The 16954-nt window shown below is 68.7% G+C and carries 15 protein-coding genes; 8 read left to right on the forward strand and 7 right to left on the reverse strand.

Annotated features, from left to right (window positions below; translation table 11 throughout):
• The coding region (locus tag B4L26_RS15345) for a BTAD domain-containing putative transcriptional regulator (RefSeq protein ID WP_290720119.1) at positions 1–1380 on the reverse strand (1380 nt) is incomplete at its 3' end.
• 141 nt (positions 1381–1521) lie between these two features.
• Here B4L26_RS15345 and B4L26_RS15350 point away from each other — a divergent pair.
• Complete coding sequence (locus B4L26_RS15350) at positions 1522–2949, forward strand: FAD-binding oxidoreductase (protein ID WP_290720120.1); 1428 nt, start codon at positions 1522–1524, stop codon at positions 2947–2949.
• Positions 2950–2994: 45 nt separating this feature from the next.
• Here the strand turns inward: B4L26_RS15350 and B4L26_RS15355 are convergent, their stop codons facing one another.
• Entirely contained in the window at positions 2995–3327 is a 333-nt protein-coding gene (locus tag B4L26_RS15355) for a hypothetical protein (protein ID WP_290720122.1), read from the reverse strand.
• A gap of 140 nt (positions 3328–3467) precedes the next feature.
• Here B4L26_RS15355 and B4L26_RS15360 point away from each other — a divergent pair, with 140 nt between their 5' ends.
• The gene (locus B4L26_RS15360) at positions 3468–4148 is read left to right on the forward strand and encodes an SDR family oxidoreductase (RefSeq protein WP_290720124.1); all 681 of its coding nucleotides are present in this window, start codon (positions 3468–3470) and stop codon (positions 4146–4148) included.
• On the opposite strand, the gene B4L26_RS15365 is transcribed toward B4L26_RS15360, so the two are convergent.
• Positions 4149–4541, reverse strand: coding sequence for a nuclear transport factor 2 family protein (locus tag B4L26_RS15365; protein ID WP_290720126.1), 393 nt, complete (start codon positions 4539–4541; stop codon positions 4149–4151).
• Positions 4542–4670: 129 nt separating this feature from the next.
• Between B4L26_RS15365 and B4L26_RS15370 the strand changes: the two genes are divergently transcribed.
• From B4L26_RS15370 to B4L26_RS15390, 5 genes are read left to right on the forward strand one after another with little or no spacing between them, the layout of a single operon-like run.
• Positions 4671–5687 carry a hypothetical protein gene (locus B4L26_RS15370; protein ID WP_290720128.1) on the forward strand — a complete coding sequence of 339 codons (1017 nt, stop codon included), beginning with the start codon at positions 4671–4673 and terminating at the stop codon, positions 5685–5687.
• A complete protein-coding gene (locus tag B4L26_RS15375) occupies positions 5687–6379 on the forward strand; it encodes a DUF4129 domain-containing protein (RefSeq protein WP_290720129.1) in 693 nt (230 codons plus the stop codon). Before B4L26_RS15370 ends, B4L26_RS15375 begins: the two co-directional genes overlap by 1 nt.
• On the forward strand, positions 6376–7623 hold the full coding sequence (locus B4L26_RS15380; protein ID WP_290720130.1) for a DUF4350 domain-containing protein: 1248 nt from the start codon (positions 6376–6378) through the stop codon (positions 7621–7623). The genes B4L26_RS15375 and B4L26_RS15380 overlap by 4 nt, the downstream gene beginning before the upstream one ends.
• Positions 7620–8600 (forward strand): AAA family ATPase, encoded by a 981-nt coding sequence (locus B4L26_RS15385; RefSeq protein ID WP_290720132.1) that lies wholly within the window; start codon positions 7620–7622, stop codon positions 8598–8600. Before B4L26_RS15380 ends, B4L26_RS15385 begins: the two co-directional genes overlap by 4 nt.
• Positions 8600–10009, forward strand: a complete 1410-nt coding sequence (locus B4L26_RS15390) for a DUF58 domain-containing protein (protein ID WP_290720134.1) — start codon at positions 8600–8602, stop codon at positions 10007–10009. Before B4L26_RS15385 ends, B4L26_RS15390 begins: the two co-directional genes overlap by 1 nt.
• Positions 10010–10013: 4 nt before the next feature.
• Here B4L26_RS15390 and B4L26_RS15395 read toward each other — a convergent pair whose 3' ends face one another.
• Entirely contained in the window at positions 10014–11009 is a 996-nt protein-coding gene (locus B4L26_RS15395) for a stage II sporulation protein M (protein WP_290720136.1), read from the reverse strand.
• 89 nt (positions 11010–11098) lie between these two features.
• On the opposite strand from B4L26_RS15395, the gene B4L26_RS15400 reads away from it, so the two are divergent.
• Complete coding sequence (locus tag B4L26_RS15400) at positions 11099–11989, forward strand: RDD family protein (RefSeq protein WP_290720138.1); 891 nt, start codon at positions 11099–11101, stop codon at positions 11987–11989.
• 56 nt (positions 11990–12045) lie between these two features.
• Here the strand turns inward: B4L26_RS15400 and B4L26_RS15405 are convergent, their stop codons facing one another.
• The 3 genes from B4L26_RS15405 to B4L26_RS15415 are packed head-to-tail and all read right to left on the reverse strand — an operon-like array spanning position 12046 to position 16945.
• Positions 12046–13236 carry an acyl-CoA dehydrogenase family protein gene (locus B4L26_RS15405; RefSeq protein ID WP_290720140.1) on the reverse strand — a complete coding sequence of 397 codons (1191 nt, stop codon included), beginning with the start codon at positions 13234–13236 and terminating at the stop codon, positions 12046–12048.
• Positions 13237–13289: 53 nt separating this feature from the next.
• Positions 13290–15209 (reverse strand): ABC transporter ATP-binding protein, encoded by a 1920-nt coding sequence (locus B4L26_RS15410; protein ID WP_290720141.1) that lies wholly within the window; start codon positions 15207–15209, stop codon positions 13290–13292.
• Positions 15206–16945 (reverse strand): ABC transporter ATP-binding protein, encoded by a 1740-nt coding sequence (locus tag B4L26_RS15415; protein ID WP_290720143.1) that lies wholly within the window; start codon positions 16943–16945, stop codon positions 15206–15208. The genes B4L26_RS15410 and B4L26_RS15415 overlap by 4 nt, the downstream gene beginning before the upstream one ends.
• Positions 16946–16954 lie beyond the last annotated feature (9 nt).

The raw sequence follows: 16954 nt of genomic DNA on the forward strand, positions 1-16954 counted from the left end.
CTCCGCGGACAGGCCGGTCAGGGCCAGGCGTAACGCGTGTCTGCGAGCGAACGCCTCGGCGACGTCGGCCAGCACCCCGGTCGGCTCGGGATGGTCGCGCCACGTTGCTACGACGAAGAGTTGCCCGGTGGTCACCGTCTCGGTAAGAAGCAGCAGCACCCGCAGGGAAGCCGGATCGGCCCAGTGCAGGTCCTCCAGGACCAGCACGACCGGTCTCGTGCGCGCCGCGTCCACGACGGCTCCGACGATTTCGCCTCGCACGGCGAAGGGCCCGTCATCGTCGTCGACCTGGGGGAAAGGGATGTCGAGTGCCGTCAGGACCGACCGCCACGGCCATAGCGGCGGCGCGCCGTCATCGCTCGAGCTGAGGGCCCGCACCACGGTGGCCCCGTCGGCCTGCGCATCGCGCGACAATTCGGCCACCAAGCGGGTCTTGCCGATACCGGGCTCGCCGGTGACCGCGGCGAACGACGGAGTGCCGGCCAACGCGGCATCCAGGCCGCGCAGCAGTGCCTCCTTCGGCCGGTCGCGCCCGACCATGGGCCACGGTGAGGCCGCCGCTGCGGGTTCGTTGGCAATCCCGTCGGACGGCGGAGTCCAAGCCAGTGCAGGGTCCTGGCGCAGTACTTGGTCTTGGAGTTCGCGCAGTTCCGCGCCCGGGTCGATGCCCAACTCATCGTCGAGGACCTGACGCACCTGGCGGAGCACGTCGAGGGCCTCACCCTGGCGACCCGAGCGGGCCAGAGCCAGGGCGCGCAGCGCCCACAACCGTTCACGCAGCGGATGGGCGGTGGTCAGCGCCTCCAGGTCGCCGGCGACGGTGGCGTGCTGGCCGAGTGCCAGTTGCGCCACCGCGCGGTCCTCGACGGCGACGAGCCGGGTCTCATCGAGTCGTGCCCGCTCGGCCACGGCGGCGGGCGCGTCGCCGAGTTCGGCGTACGCCTGTCCGGTCCACCGTGCCAGCGAACGATCCAGGGTGGTCACGGCCTGCTCAAGGTCGGCGCGGCCGGGATCGGGATTGGTCAGGAGGCGGTGCACCTCGGCCACGTCCTGTTCGAACGTGGCGACGTCGATGACGGCGCCCGCGGGCAGCCGCAGTGCGTAGCCGGGCGTCGCGGTGACGAGCACCGTTGCGGGTGCGCGGCGCTCGCGCTGCGGCTCGAGCACCTTGCGCAGCCCCGACACGTAGGCCTGCAGGGTGGCGGTCACCCCGGGTGGCGGCTCGTCGCCCCACAGCAGGTCGACGATCGCGTCGACGCTGACCGGCCGTCCGGACGAGAGGGCGAGGGCCGCGACGAGTGCCCGCTGCTTGGGTGTGCCGAGGTCCAACCGTGCGCCGTCGAGATACATCTCGACCGGACCCAGCACACGAAGCTCCACGGGGAAATCCTAGTGGCGCACCGCGGCCCGGGTCCGGTCCGACCTGCGCGCGGCGGGGTTCCAAGTGCGCTCCCAGTCGATCCCAAGTGCTCGACCGCACGCTCACGGTGTCAGATTCACCACCAGTGCGAGGAGCACATCATGACCGTCTCGACCATTTCGACCGACCAGTCCGCCGTCCGCGAGCTCCGCGAGTTCCCCGGACTCGAAGACATCGCGATCGTCTACCCCGACGACCCGGGATACGACGAGGCGCGCATCGCCTGGAATCTTGCCATCGACCAGCGGCCGGCGGCCGTGGCATCGCCGACGAATGCGTGCGAGGTGGTCCGCATCGTGCGTGCCGCCCGCATCCTCGGTCTGCAGGTCGCCCCGCAATCGACCGGGCACAACGCCGGTCCGCTCGCGGCGCAGTCCCTCGACGACGTGATCATCCTGCGCACCGGGGCGCTCGATGAGATCCGCGTCGACCCGGAGCGCAAGACGGTGCGCGTCGGCGGCGGAGTCGTCTGGAAGCCGGCCGTCGACGCCGCGGCCGCGCACGGCCTGTCGGTGCTGCACGGCTCGGCCGTCGACGTCGGCATCGCCGGGTACACCCTGGGTGGCGGCCTGGGGTGGTATTCGCGCAGCCTGGGCATGGCGGCCAACAGCCTGGTGGCGGTCGAACTCGTCACCGGCGCCGGCGAGTTCCTCCGCGCCGACGCCACCCATCACACCGACCTGTTCTGGGCGGTGCGCGGCGGCGGCGGGAACTTCGGCATCGTCACGGCGATGGAGTTTCGTGCCTACGACTTCTCCACCGCCTATGCCGGGTTGATGATGTGGGACATCAGCGAGGCGCCCCGTGTGCTCGATGCATGGCGCCGATGGGCGCCGGACGCCCCCGACGAGGTGACCACGTCGTTGCGAATCATGCGCATCCCGCCCATCCCGGAGGTGCCCGAACCGGTCCGCGGACGCAGCATCGTCGTGATCGACGGGGCCGTCCTGGCCGACGACGATCAGGCGGCGCGCATCATCGAGCCGCTGCGCGCGCTGGGTCCGGAGATGGACACCTTCGGCCGCATGCCCAGCGAAGTGCTCGTGCACCTGCACATGGATCCCGAGGAGCCCGGGCCCGGACACGTGACGTCGACGATGCTGCGCACCCTCGACGACGCGGCTGCCGCAGCGCTGCTTGAGGCCGTCGGCCCCGGCGTGGAAACGCCGCTGATGATCGTCGAGCTGCGCCAGCTCGGCGGGGCGGTGGGCCGGCCGCACGAGGGCGGCGGTGTGCTGTCACATCTTGACGGCGAGTTCGCGCTCGTGTGTGGCGGGATGGCCCCGACCCCCGAGTTCGCGTCGGTGGTCGCGGCGGCCGGGGCGCAGGTCGTCGAACGGATGTCGCCATGGACCAACGGGCGCAACTACCTCAACTTCGCCGAGGATCCCACCGATGTGCGGGCCGGCTATCCGGAGGACGCGTGGCTGAGGTTGGCCACGATCCGCTCAGCCGTCGACCCCGACGGGGTCCTCGTCGCGAACCATCGCATTCCGCGGTTGTACGAGCACGGCGAGGCGACGGGCTGAGGCCGACGTCGGGCCGTCGTCGACGGCCGAGCGCGCCGGACTGGGTCACAACCCCAGTTCGGCGCGCATGTCGTCGATGGCCTTGCAGTAGGCGGTCCAATTGTTCGCCGACTGTGCCGCCTGCGTCTCCTTGAACAACTTGTCGCGCGCGGCGATCAACTGGTCGACGGTGATCTTCCCGGCCTTCTGGGCCGCATTCATCTGGAGCTGGAAATCGGAGAGGGCAGTCATGGCGTCCAGTCCGCTCGCACTGCATCCCGAGGCCGCCGCCGAGGTCGTCGTCGTGGTGGTTGCCGGAGCGGTGTCGGTGGTCGAACCACCGCCACCGCAACCGGCCAGCGCTAGTGTCAGGAGACCCGCTATCACCAGGTGTTTCATTGGATTCTCCGTTCGCCGTGGGTGGGTGTTGGGAACGCTAGACCTGGTTTGGGCGAGCCGTCGCGTTTTCGGGGTTTCGCCCGACCTGACCGATTGGCCGTCCAGGGATGGTCGTCCGGTTGGCGGGTAGGGTCGAGGCCGTGCCCACCGCTTTGATAACCGGCGCGAGCCGCGGCCTCGGCGCCGCCATCGCCCGCGCACTCGCGCCGACCCACGACCTACTGCTGGGTGGGCGGCCGTCGCCCGAATTGGATGCACTGGCCACCTCGCTCGACGGCGCGGCCACCTTCGACGTGGAACTCACCGACTACGACGCGGTGGCCGCCGCGACCGAGGCCATCACCTCATTGGACGTGCTGGTGCACAACGCGGGGGTGTCCTCGAACCTTGAACCGATCGCCGACACTCCCGTCGAAGAGTGGCAGCACCTCCTGGAGGTGAACCTCGTCGCCGCCGCCGAACTCACGCGGCTGCTGCTCCCCGCGTTGCGGACAGTGCAGGGGCACGTCGTCTTCATCAACTCCGGGGCCGGGATGCGCGCCAACCCGGGCTGGGCGCCGTATGCGGCCAGCAAGTTCGGGCTGCGGGCGCTGGCCGACGCGCTTCGGCTCGAGGAACCGGACCTGCGCGTCACGTCGATCTTCCCAGGTCGTATCGACACCGACATGCAGCGCGACATCGTCGCCATCGAGGGCGACGACTACGAGCCGACTCGCTTCCTCGACCCGACGACGGTCGCCTCAGCGGTCGTGGCAGCGATCCACACGCCGGCCGATGCGCATCCCGCGGAAATCGTGCTGCGGCCGACCGGGCGGCGCTAGCTAGACCTGCTTGAGGTCGGTCGCCGGGTCCCAGACGGCGCGCATGGACTTCACCTTGCCGTCGGCGTCGAAGACCATGATGTCGATTGGCGTGATCTCGAATCCGGCGTCACCAGCCTTGGTGAAGAGGTGAAACTCGAACACCGCGGTGTCACCGGCGATCTTCTTCCACTTCAGCGTCGCGGTGTGCTCATCGAGGTTGCAGACGAGCCCGTAGAACTCGATCAGTTCGGCGCGGGTGGAGCGCACCGGTGCACCGATCGGATCCTCGACGGTGGCGCCCTCGGCGTAGAGGTCGGCGATTGCCTCGGTGTCCCCGCTGGTGAGCAGTTCGATGTAACGGTCGACGGCAGCGTCGATCTTCGCGGTCAGGTCGGTGGCGGTCTCGGCCATCTCGTGCACTCCTCGAATGACAGAACTAGAACATGTTCTAGTCACGGTAGCAGCCGATTGGTGTTTGCTTGAGTAGGTTTGGGGTTCGGACAAACAAGGCTCACCCATATGGAGAGAGGCGAGGTTGCGATGACGGCGCACGACGATCAGTCGCCGGTGTCCGGATGGACCGCGCCCAACGTCAACGCAGCCCTGCCGACCGCGGCCGCCCCGGGGCCGGAGTGGCAGGCGGTTCCGGCCTCCCAACAGCGAGTTCTCCGTCCCGCCACCGCCCACTTCCCGGCGCTTCCCGGCGTCGACCTGCCGACGCAGCTGCCCGAGCCGCAGCCCACCCCGGAGGCCGGGCTCGCCGCCCACAAGCCCGGCGCCGCCCCGCTGCGCCCTCTGGGATTCCTCGACATCGTCAGCGGAGCGGTCAACGTCGCGCGCGGCAACACCGCCGTCCTAGCAATCGTCTGGTCGTGCGTCTGGGTGCCCGTCGCCGCGGTGGTCGCACTCGCGGGCCTCGCCGACGACCGGCTGGGCATGCTGGCGCAGTTCATCGCGGCGCTCGTCGTTCCGGTCTTGCTCACCGGTCCGCTGGCCGCGCCGATACACGCGGCCGCGATCGGCGTGCCCATGCCGTTGCGTGCGGCACTGGCCACGACCTTCTCCGGCTCGCGGGTCACCCTCGGCGCAATCGGTGCAGTGCTTCTTGCGGCACCCGCCATCCTCGCGGGTCTCACCCTGGCAGGGCTTACCTCGATGGCCATGCAGACCGTGCTGATCATGGCGCTGCCGGTGCTCTACGCGATTCCGCTGACGGTGTACCTGCTGGTCGGCGCGCCGATCCAGATGGCCCTCGTCGTCGTCGCGGTCGAGGGCGCACCGCTCCTGACGGCGATCCGTCGCGCGCTGTACCTGACGGGCCGGGGCATGGCGCGCCACATCGTCTCGACCGCCCTGCAGGCGTTGCTCTACGGCACCATCGGCTTCGCGATCCTCGTCGTGGGGCGCTTCTTCTTCGGTGCATCGCCGCTCGCGCTGCTGACCACCGCCGCGGTGGTCTCCCCGACCGTCGTCGGGTTCGCGGTCATGTCCTACGTCGACACCCGGATCCGGCTGGAGGCCTACGACGTGACGCTACTGGCCGGGCAGGCGCGCTGATGCTCTACCTGGCGTTGGACCCAGACAACGACACCGCCCGCGGGTGGTTGCGCGACGAGCTGTCGAAACCCCGCTACCACGAGAACCCCTCGTCGAACCAGTGGTCCCCGCCCGAGGAACCGAGCTGGCTCACACGGTTGGGCAGGTGGTTGTCGGGCCTGTTCAACAGTGGTCTCTCGCAGACGGTCGGGTTCATCCTGCTGGCGCTGTTGATCGCCGGGGCGGTGTACGTCGTGTTCCGGGTGCGCCGCGAGACGCGTCGCAAACGGGGTGACGACACCGACGACCAGCCCGGCTCGGTACTCGGCGGGGTCGTCGGGACCGCTGATCAGTTCCGGGCAGATGCCCAAGCGGCATTGGCGGCGGGCGACTACAACGCGGCGGTGCTCGCCGCCATGCGGGCCATCGCGCAGACGGCCTCGGACCGGACACTGCTGCTGGGTGCGCGTTCGGCCACCGCCCACGACATCGTGCGGCGGTTGCGCCACATCTTCCCCGCCCACTACCCGGCGTTGTACACCGCCGCTGATGTTTTCGACGCCGTCGCCTACGGCGGGCGCCGGGCCGATCAGACATCGGCGGCGGCGCTGGTCGCCCTCGACGTGGAACTGAGCGAAGCGAAACCGACCGGATTCGTCGACGGTGAGATCGCCGAGATGTCACTGCCGCTGCTGCCTCCGGTGAGCCGATGAGCGCCCCAACGGTGCCCGCGCCTTCGGTGGCGCCCGCGCCCGGCCCGTCGGGGAGAGGTCGACGGTCCGGCACAGGCGCGGTCGTCGCGGTACTCCTCGTCGTCGGCGCTGTCGCCGCTCTCGTCCTCGGGGTCCTCGTCGTCGGCGGGAGCCGCGACCCCGTTCGGGCCGTCAACCGCGTCCCGGGGGATCCGGGTAACGCCGGCGGCGACGGGACTGCCGCTCTCGTCGAAACACTTCGAACCCATGGAGTGCGAGTGCAGCTTGCGCGCACCCAGGAGGAGCTGACAGATCTGCGGCCGGCCTCATCGTCGACGGTCGTTGTGATCTCCCGCGCGGCCGGTGCGTCGAAGAGCAGCACGCGGATCCTGCGCGAACGCTCCCGCAATGCCCGTCGGATCGTGCTGCTGGATCCGCGTTCGGAGGTCCTCGCCCAATTCGGCTTCTCCGCGAGTCTTTACCCGTCGACCGGTGCCCCTGTCTCCCCGACGGGGGATTGCACCGCGGCGGGGATCCGTTCGGATGATCGTGCCTCCGCACCCCGGGTCCTTGTGGTTCCCGACCTGCCCCAACGCGTCACCCGATGCTTCCCGGCGCTGGGGCAACCCGCGGTGGCGGCCGTGGCGGTTTTCCCTGCGACTGCGGGCCGTCCGGAGGTCGTCGTCGCGCCGCAGGACTGGTTCACCAACGGTGAGATTCTCGAGTACGACCAGGCCGGTATCGCCGTGCGGATGATCGGTGCGGGTGACTCGGTGCAGTGGTTCGCGCCAAACTATGGCGACCTGGCCAAGGACGATCCTGAACAGCCGAACAAACCCACGCTGCAGCCCGATGTCCCGCGGTGGCTGTGGCCGATGGTCGGCCTGGGCGCCGTTGTCCTGTTCGCGCTGATGCTGTGGCGCGGCCGACGTTTCGGCCAGCTCGTCACCGAACCCCTTCCGGCTGTCGTGAAGGCGGCGGAGACGACGGAGGCGCGTGGCCGGCTCTATCAGGCGTCCGGTGATGCCTCTCGCGCCGCCGACCAACTGCGGACCCACGCCCTGCGAACCATCCCGCGCCGACTCGGCGTCTCGCGCCACGCCCCCGTCGAGGATGTCGTCACGGCAGTCGCGCGAGCCACCGGGCGCGACTACACCTCGGTGTTCGCCCTGCTCGCTGGACCGCTGCCGGTCACCAACGACGGCCTCGTCGCCTTTGCCACCGATCTGTCCACCCTTGAAGAGGAAGTCCGACCCGTACTATGACGACACCAGCCGATCATCAACTCGAGTCCGACCGGGCGCGTGCCGCATTGTCGGCGGTCCGCGGCGAGGTCGCCAAGACCGTCGTGGGACAGGACTCCGCCGTCGCCGGCATTCTTATCGCATTGCTCTGCCGCGGGCACATTCTGCTCGAGGGTGTGCCGGGCGTCGCCAAGACCTTGCTCGTCCGGTCGGTCGCCGCCGCGCTCGCAGTCGACACCAAGCGCGTCCAGTTCACCCCCGACCTCATGCCCGGCGACGTCACCGGCTCGCTCGTGTTCGACAACGCCACCTCGGAGTTCACCTTCCGCGAGGGTCCGGTGTTCACCAACATGCTGCTGGCCGACGAGATCAACCGCACGCCGCCCAAGACCCAGGCATCGCTGCTTGAGGCGATGGAGGAGCACCAGGTCTCCATCGACGGTGTGCCGCGCAAGCTGCCATCACCGTTCGTGGTCGCCGCGACGCAGAACCCCGTCGAGTACGAGGGCACCTACCCGCTGCCCGAGGCTCAGCTCGACCGCTTCCTGCTGAAGGTGACGCTGCCGCTGCCGCCCCGTGAGGACGAGATCGCGATCCTGGGACGCCATGCCGCCGGATTCGACCCGCGCAACCTCGCCGGCGCAGGGATGGTCCCTGTCGCCACCCCCGACGACATCGCCGCCGGTGTCGCCGCGGTCAAGCGCGTCGCGATCGCTCCGGCGGTGCTCGGCTACATCGTCGACATCGCTCGCGCGACCCGGATGTCCCCGTCGCTGTCGCTGGGGGTGAGCCCGCGCGGCGCTACTGCGCTGCTGGCCACCAGTCGCGCGTGGGCGTGGCTGTCGGGACGCGATTTCGTCACCCCCGATGACGTCAAGGCGCTGGCCCAGTCGACGCTGGCGCACCGGCTGGGGATGCGCCCGGAGGCCGAACTGGAGGGCGTGTCCGTCTCGGCCGTCCTCGACGCCGCAATCAATTCTGTACCCGTGCCGCGCTGATGTTCGTCACCGGTCGCTTCGCCCTCCTCGTCGCACTCGGCGCCATTCCCGTGGTGATCTGGCCGTCGGGGTGGACGGTGGTGGCCTGGGCGGCCGGCGCGTTCTTCGTCATGCTGTGCGACGTCGTGCTGGCCGGCCCGACGACGGCGGTCGCTGTGTCCCGTGCGAAGACCGCGCCCATTCGACTCGGTGAGCACACGACGACGCAACTGTCGGTGGTCAACTCGTCGCGACGGCGCTACCGCGGCCGGTTGCGTGACGCGTGGCAGCCCTCGGCCGGTGCCGGGGCGGACAGTCGTGACCGGCGGCCCGTGCGCGAACCGGGCTTCTACACCGATCTCGCCCGGCGGTGGGAGGAGCTGCGTCTGCAGGTGTCCGGCGATCCGGCACCGCCCGGCCCCCTGTCCAACCGGCGGGACCTGAACTTGGCGCCGGAGGAGCGGCAGTTCTTCGACGTGGGCCTGCAGCCGACGCGGCGCGGCGATCGGCTCGCCATCCGGTTGACGTTGCGTCGCAACGGCCCGCTGGGCCTGGCGGGTCGTCAGCGGTCGCTATTCCTGCCGGGCGCGGTGCGGGCGCTGCCGGCGTTCGACTCGCGCAAGCACCTGCCGTCGAGGCTGGCCTCGTTGCGCCAGCTCGACGGCCGCTCGGCGGTGCGCACCCGTGGGCAGGGCACCGAGTTCGACTCGCTGCGCGACTACGTGGAGGGCGATGACGTGCGGTCCATCGACTGGCGCGCGACGGCTCGGCGGCGGTCGACGGTGGTGCGGACCTGGCAGCCCGAGCGCGACCGCCACGTCGTCCTCGTCCTGGACACGTCACGGACGTCGGCCGGACGCATCGGTGACCAACCGCGCCTCGATGCCGCGATGGATGCCGCGCTGTTGCTGGCGGCGCTCGCCTCGCACGCGGGTGACCGTATCGACTTCATCGCCGGTGACCGCGTCATCCACAAGAAGGTCCGCGCCACGCGGCGGGTCAACCTCCTCAACGAGATGGTCACTGCGATGGCACCGCTGGAGTCCGCGCTGCTGGAGGCCGATTGGGGGCTGCTCGGTGCCGAGGTCACGCGCACGGTTTCCCAGCGGGCGCTCGTCGTCTTGCTGACACCGTTGGAGCCGTCGGCGATCGCCGAGTCGTTGCTCCCGACGCTGGCCGTGCTGGCGCAGCGCTACCAGGTCGTCATCGCCTCGGTGTCCGATCCCGAGCTCGACGAGATGCTGGCCGGGCGCGGCGATACCTCTTCGTCGTACCGTGCGGCCGCGTCGGCGCGCACGCTCACCCAGCGGGAAGACACCGCGACGGTCCTCGCGAGACTGGGCGTGATGGTCATCGACCGGGGTCCAGAGGATCTGCCGCCGGCGCTGGCCGACCACTACCTGTCGTTGAAGTCGCGCGGATTGCTCTGACGCGCTACGCAGCGACGGGTGCCTCGTAGCCGCGGTCGACCTCGTCTTCGAGGTCGCCGGTAGCACCGTCGAGGTAGGCGCTGCGGCCGAGGATGAACACGTAGGCGAGGAAGCCGAGCCACGCGGTCAGACCGATGCCGATCCGAGCGGCCGTCGGCAGGGGCGAGGGCGTCACGAATGCCTCGATCACCCCGGAGAGTAGGAGCAGGCCGACGAGCCCGACGCCCAGCGAGATCGCGGTGCGCCCCTCCTCGGCGAGTGCCCGGGTGCGCGTCCGGTGGCCTGGCGCGACCCAGGTCCAGAACAGCTTGAGGCCGATACCGCAGGAGACGAACAGGCAGGTCACCTCGAGCATCCCGTGGGGCAGGATCAGCCCGAAGAACACATCCGCCTTGCCGTTGCCGATCATCAGGGCGGCGACCTCGCCGATCGCCACGACGTTCTCGTAGAGGACGTACACAACAGGAAGGAAGAAGACGCCGAAGGCGATGGCGAGCAGGGCCAAGCGGAAGTTGTTGGTCCACACCTGGAAGGCGAAGTACTGCGCCTGGTGGTTGGAGTAGTAGTCGGCGAAGCTGCTGTCGATGTAGCTGCGCCCGTACTTGCGCAGCAGCCAGTCCATCGTCGTGGGGTGGTTCAGGCTCCACACCACCATGGCCGTCATCGCCGCGACCGAGCCGACCATGATCGGCAGCCACCACCATCGCAACCGGTAGAAACCGGCGGGGAGCGTGCGCGTCAGGTACGTCGCGACCGCTGCCCACGTGAACGGCTTGGAACCGGTGGCCCGGAAACGGGCGCGCGCCACGAGCGTCGACAGGTATTCGACGGTCCGAGCGTCGGGTGATGTGGACCGGATGACGGACAGGTGCGTGGCGGCACGCTGGTAGAGGTTGAGCAGCTCGTCGGACTCGGCGCCGGTCAGTCGACGCGACTTCACGAGCGCATCGAGCCGAGTCCACTCGGCGCGATGGGCGTCGAGGTAGGCGTCCAAGTCCACGCCACCACCCTAGTGCCCGCCCTGCGGCTGTGTCCGTCAGCCGAATCGGACGGTCCCGGCCGCGGTGCGGTGGCATTAGGGTGAAACTCATGTCGCATCCGACGCCCGGTCCGTATCGGGCTGCGCCCCGCCCGCCGATGCGACCTTTGCCGCCACCGGTCTCGCCGAGCCAAAGCGCCACCCGAGGTGTCGGGCGCGACGACTTCGTGTCCGGTGAGGCCGTCGCGCTCGATCTGCCGCCGGCGAACCTGGGACTGCGGGTGCTGTCCGGGTTCATCGACGTCACGATCGGCTGGCTGCTGTTTTGGCTGTGGTTCCTCTACCTCATGCCCAAGCTCAACCAGATCGTGCACCTCGACGGGGCGCTTCGCACCGGTCTGGGCACGGCCTGGACGATTCTCGTGTTCCTGCTGATCCCGACCGTCGTCGAGACCTTGACGCGGGGCAAGACCCTGGGTCACCTGATCCTTGGCATCCGCACCGTCAACGACGGTGCCGGGCCCATCACGGTGCGGCAGGCGTTCGGGCGCGCACTGGTCGGCATGCCCGAGCTGTACTTCTTCGGCGGCATCCCGGCGCTCGTCACCGCGGCGATCAACCCGAAGTGCAAGCGCCTGAGCGACCTCGTCGCCGGCACCTACGTCATCCGTGACCGGGCTTCGGTACCACCTTCGCGGCACATCGCGATGCCGCCAGAACTGGCGGAATGGGCCACGAGCGCTGATTTTGCGCCGATGCCGCCGACCCTGGCCACGGGTATCCGAGGATTCCTCGACCGCTACGACACGTTCACGCCGCAGGCGCGGGCGGTCACCGGCCAGCAGCTGGTCCAGCGGGCTGTCGGCTACGTAGCACCGCCACCGCCGCCAACGTCGCCGCCCGAACGTGTGCTCGCAGCGATCGCCGCCGAACGATACCGGCGTGACGCAGCACGGATCGCCCGTAACCAGAAGTTGGCGGCCGCGCTGTTCTCGCGCTGATCCAACGGTGATCGAGACCCCTCGACTCGCTCACCGAGAAGACCAGTGCGGTGCGATTACCGCAGGTCGGAGCTGGACTTCCCGAGGATGCGACGGGCGATGATGAGTTGCTGGATCTGCTGGGTGCCCTCGAAGATGTCGAGGATCTTGGCGTCGCGCGCCCACTTCTCCAGCAGTGACGTCTCGGCGAACCCAACGGTCGCCCCCACCTCGACAGCCTTGTTGGTGATGTCGGTGACGGTGCGCCCGGCCTTGGCCTTCGACATCGACGCCTCGACAGAGTTCGGCTCGCGGTTGTCCATCATCCATGCCGCGCGCAGCGTGAGCAGCCATCCGGCTTCCCAGTCCGACTCCAGGCGGATGAACTCCGCGACGGCAGCGTGCTGCGCGGCGGCAGGCTTGTCGTAGTCGATCTCGTGGCCGGCCTCTTCGATGAGGCGGCGCATCTCTTCCAGGGCCGCGCGGCCGACGCCGACGGCCATTGCGGCAACCACCGGTCGGGTGTTGTCGAAGGTCTGCATGACCCCGCCGAAACCCTTCTTGGTGTCGATCTCCGGCGAGCCCAGGAGGTTCTCCTTGGGTACGCGGGCGTTCTCGAACACGATCACGGCGGTGTCGGAGGCCTTGATGCCGAGCTTGTGCTCCAAGCGTGCGACGGTGACCCCGGGGGTGTCCATCGGCACGACGAAGGACTTGATGGCGGCGCGGCCGACCGAGCGGTCCAGGGTCGCCCACACCACGACGTGGCTGGCGCGCGAACCGGAGGTCACGAAGATCTTCTCGCCGTTGATGACGTAGTCGTCACCGTCGAGGGTGGCGGTCGTGGTGACCGCGGCCGAGTCGGAGCCGAAGCTCGGCTCGGTGATCGCCATCGAGGCCCACACATCACCGAAGCGCTCGAGTTGCTCGGGGCTGGCGACGGCGGCGATGGCGGCATTGCCCAGGCCGCGGCCCGGGATCGACAGCATCAGGCCGACGTCGCCCCAGCTCATCTCCGCGGCCGAGAGCACGCCACGAAGGTTCATGCCGTTGACGGTCTCCTCGCCAGCGGGCTTCTCCCGGGTCTCGGACCGGTCGCGCTCGGCGGCCTGCTTGGCAAGCTTCGCGAACTCGTCGAGCTCGACGGGGTACTCGTGCTCGGCCTTGTCGTACTTGCGCGAGATGGGCCGGAAGATGTGCTCGGCCGCCAGATGGGCCGACTCGACCGTCGAGTTGAGCTTCTCGGGGAGCTCGGTGTTGATTGCCATGCCAGTAACCTTACTCGGCAGTAAGGTTCTAAGTCCAGTGGGCGACTCGGGAATCAGTCGAGGGCGCCGCTGAACTGGCTCTGGTACAGGCGGTAGTAGGCGCCCTTCGCCTCGAGCAGCTCGTTGTGCATGCCCTGCTCGACGATTCGGCCCTTCTCCATCACGACGATGGTGTCGGCGTCGCGGATCGTCGAGAGGCGGTGGGCGATGACGAAGCAGGTGCGGTCGCTGCGCAGCGCGGCCATCGCCTGCTGGATCAGCAACTCGGTGCGGGTGTCGACCGAGCTCGTCGCCTCGTCGAGGATCAGGATCGTCGGGCGGGCCAGAAAGGCTCGGGCGATCGTGATGAGCTGGCGCTCGCCGGCGCTGACACCACCGCCCTCCTCGTCGATGATCGTGTCGTAGCCGTCGGGCAGCGTCGAGACGAAGTGGTCGACGTGGGCGGCGCGCGCCGCTTCGATGACTTCCTCACGGCTCGCCGTCGGATCGCCATAGGCGATGTTGTCGAAGATCGTGCCGCCGAAGAGCCACGAGTCCTGCAACACCATGCCGGTGCGGGCGCGCAGGTCGCGCCGCGTCATCGTGCGGGTGTCGACGCCGTCCAGGGAGATCGAACCGGAATCGACGTCGTAGAACCGCATGATCAGGTTCACCAGCGTCGTCTTGCCCGCGCCCGTAGGACCGACGATCGCCACGAGGTGGCCCGGCTCGGCGACCAACGACAGCTCGTCGATCAGCGGCGCGTCCTCGATGTAGCGGAACGACACGTCGGTGAACTCGATCCGGCCGCGTGTGCTGTCGGGGGATTCGGGCTCGAGCGGGTCGGGAGTCTCCTCTTGCGCGTCGAGGATCTCGAAGATGCGCTCGGCCGATGCCACGCCGGACTGCATCAGGTTGAACATGGCACCGATCTGGGTCAGCGGCTGGGTGAATTGGCGCGAGTACTGGATGAACGCTTGCACTTCGCCCAAGCTCAACGACCCCGAAGCCACGCGCAGACCGCCGACGACGGCGACGGCGACGTAGTTGACGTTACCGAGGAACATGATCGTCGGCATGACGATGCCGGAGATGAACTGTGCGCGCCAACTGGCGTTGTAAAGCTTCTCGTTGCGGTCGTCGAAAGCGTCCATGACCTGGCGCTGCCGGCCGAAGACGGTCACTAGCTCGTGCCCGGTGAACGCCTCCTCGATCTGCGCGTTCAAGGTGCCCGTCGACTTCCACTGCTGCAAGAAGTGCGGCTTGGAGCGCTTCGCGATCATCGCCGTCGCGATCCCGGCCGCGGGAATCGTCAGCAGCGCGATGATCGACAGCAGCGGGGAGATCCACAGCATCATCGCGAGGATGCCGATCACCATCAGCACCGAGTTGAGGAGCTGCATGATGGTCTGCTGCACGGTCTGCGACAGGTTGTCCAGGTCGTTGGTGACACGGCTCAGCAGATCGCCGCGCTGCGCCTCGTCGTAGTAGCGCAGCGGCAGCCGATGGATCTTGGCCTCCACGTCGGAGCGCAGATCGGCGATCGTGCTCACCACGACGTTGTTCAGTAGGTAGGACGCCAGCCAGCCGAGCAGGCTCGCCGCGGCGTAGAGGCACAGGACAATGGACAGGACCCGGGCGACAGCGGTGAAGTCGACGCCGACGCCGGGTGTCAGGTCCATCGCGGCGACCATGTCGGCGAAGGTCTTCTGGCCGTGCTCGCGCAACCCGGCGACGGCCTGCTCCTTGGTGATGCCCGCCGGCAGTCGTGCTCCGATGATGCCGTTGAAGATGAGGTCCGTCGCGTGACCAAGGACGCGTGGGGAAACGGCGGTGCCGGCCACTGAACCCACGACGGAGCCGATCACGACGATCATCGCGACGCGGTGATGGGCGAGCAGGCCGATGAGTCGCTTCACCGATGGACCGAAGGACTGGGCCTTCTCCGCGGGCCCGGGAGTACCCATCATGGGCCCGCCGCGTGGGCCGGTCATGCCGCACCTCCCGCGGTAATGGCCAGCTGAGACTCGGCGATTTCGGCGTAGGTGGGACAACTGGCGAGCAGTTCGTCGTGACGCCCGCGCCCGACGACGTGTCCGCGGTCCAAGACGATGATCTGGTCGGCGTCGGCGATTGTCGAGATTCGCTGGGCGACGATGATCACCGTCGAGTCGGCCGTGGCCGGGGCCAGCGCGGCGCGCAACCGTGCGTCGGTGGCGACGTCGAGCGCGGAGAACGCGTCGTCGAACAGGTACACCGATGGGCGGCGGACCAGCGCGCGGGCGATGGCCAAGCGCTGGCGCTGCCCGCCCGAGACGGTGGTGCCGCCCTGGGCGATTGCCGACTCCAGGCCGTCGGGCATCTCCGCGACGAAGTCCGCGGCCTGCGCGATGCGCAGCGCCTCCCACAGCTCCTCGTCGGTGGCTTCGGCCCGTCCGTAGCGCAGGTTCGACGCGACGGTGCCGGAGAACAGGTACGGCCGCTGCGGCACGACGCCGATGACCGAGCGCAGCAGATCGGGATCCAGGTCGGCGACCGGTGTGCCTCCGACGGTGACCGCACCGGCGGTGGTGTCGATGAGTCGCGGTATCAGCGAGACGAGCGTCGACTTCCCCGATCCGGTCGACCCGACGATGGCGGTCGTGGTGCCGGGCCGGCAGGTGAAAGTCAGGTTGGTCAGAACGGGCTCGTCGGCGCCGGGGTAGGCGAAGGCCGCGTCGTGGAACTCGACCTCGGCGGGATCGCTGGTGAACCCGACCGGATACGGCGGCGGTGCGACGCTGGTCGGGGTCTCGAGGACCTCCATGATCCGCTCGGCGCAAACCGCGGCGCGCGGAGCCATCATCGCCAGGAAGGACACCATCATGACGGCCATCAAGATCTGCATCACATAACTCATCAGCGCGGTCAGCGCACCGATCTCCATCTTCCCGTCGACGATCTGGTGTCCACCGACCCAGATGATCGCGACCATCGTGACGTTGGTGACGCCCATGACGACCGGGAACACCATCGCGAATATCCGGCCGACTCGCAGCGCCGCGGAGGCGAGGAGATCGTTGGCGACGCCGAAGCGCTCGATCTCCTCCGGCTCGCGGACGAAGGCGCGGACGACGCGGATACCGGTGATCTGTTCTCGCAGCACGCGGTTCACGGTGTCGATCCGCTCCTGCATTGCGCGGAATCCGGGGATCATGCGATTGATCGCGACCGTCATGAACACACCGAGGATCGGGACGGCGACGGCGAGGACCCACCACATGCCCGGGGCGACCCGGATGCCCATGATGACACCGCCGATGCACATGATCGGCGCCATGATCACCAGGCTGACGCTCATCACCGCGAGCATCTGGACCTGCTGGACGTCGTTGGTGGTGCGCGTGATCAGCGACGGTGCGCCGAACTTTCCCATCTCGCGCTGGGAGAAGTCGTTCACCCGGTGCGCAAGGTCGTGGCGGATGTCGCGCCCGGTAGCCATGGCCGCGCGTGCCCCGAAATAGATGGCGACGACACTGCCGAACACCTGGGCCAGCGTGACCGCAAGCATGACGACGCCGGTGTGCAGGATGTAGTCGGTATCACCACGGGCGACGCCGTAGTCGATGATGTCGGCGTTGAGTGTCGGCAAGTAGAGCATGGCCGCCGTCGCCAGAAGCTGGAGTACGACGACCAGGACCAGTTCGCGCTTGTATCGGGATAAGTAAGTGCGCAGGAGGCGGGTCAGCACTGTGCCGAC

Source organism: Gordonia sp. UBA7599 (assembly GCA_002477755.1).
Classification (GTDB): Bacteria; Actinomycetota; Actinomycetes; order Mycobacteriales; family Mycobacteriaceae; genus Gordonia.

Excerpts from the sequence above, each read along its gene's own strand:
- B4L26_RS15350 (WP_290720120.1), top strand. The coding sequence starts at position 1,522 with ATGACCGTCTCGACCATTTCGACCGACCAGTCCGCCGTCCGCGAGCTC.
- B4L26_RS15355 (WP_290720122.1), bottom strand. The coding sequence starts at position 3,327 with ATGAAACACCTGGTGATAGCGGGTCTCCTGACACTAGCGCTGGCCGGT.
- B4L26_RS15365 (WP_290720126.1), bottom strand. The coding sequence starts at position 4,541 with ATGGCCGAGACCGCCACCGACCTGACCGCGAAGATCGACGCTGCCGTC.
- B4L26_RS15370 (WP_290720128.1), top strand. The coding sequence starts at position 4,671 with ATGACGGCGCACGACGATCAGTCGCCGGTGTCCGGATGGACCGCGCCC.
- B4L26_RS15375 (WP_290720129.1), top strand. The coding sequence starts at position 5,687 with ATGCTCTACCTGGCGTTGGACCCAGACAACGACACCGCCCGCGGGTGG.
- B4L26_RS15380 (WP_290720130.1), top strand. The coding sequence starts at position 6,376 with ATGAGCGCCCCAACGGTGCCCGCGCCTTCGGTGGCGCCCGCGCCCGGC.
- B4L26_RS15385 (WP_290720132.1), top strand. The coding sequence starts at position 7,620 with ATGACGACACCAGCCGATCATCAACTCGAGTCCGACCGGGCGCGTGCC.
- B4L26_RS15390 (WP_290720134.1), top strand. The coding sequence starts at position 8,600 with ATGTTCGTCACCGGTCGCTTCGCCCTCCTCGTCGCACTCGGCGCCATT.
- B4L26_RS15400 (WP_290720138.1), top strand. The coding sequence starts at position 11,099 with ATGTCGCATCCGACGCCCGGTCCGTATCGGGCTGCGCCCCGCCCGCCG.
- B4L26_RS15405 (WP_290720140.1), bottom strand. The coding sequence starts at position 13,236 with ATGGCAATCAACACCGAGCTCCCCGAGAAGCTCAACTCGACGGTCGAG.
- B4L26_RS15410 (WP_290720141.1), bottom strand. The coding sequence starts at position 15,209 with ATGACCGGCCCACGCGGCGGGCCCATGATGGGTACTCCCGGGCCCGCG.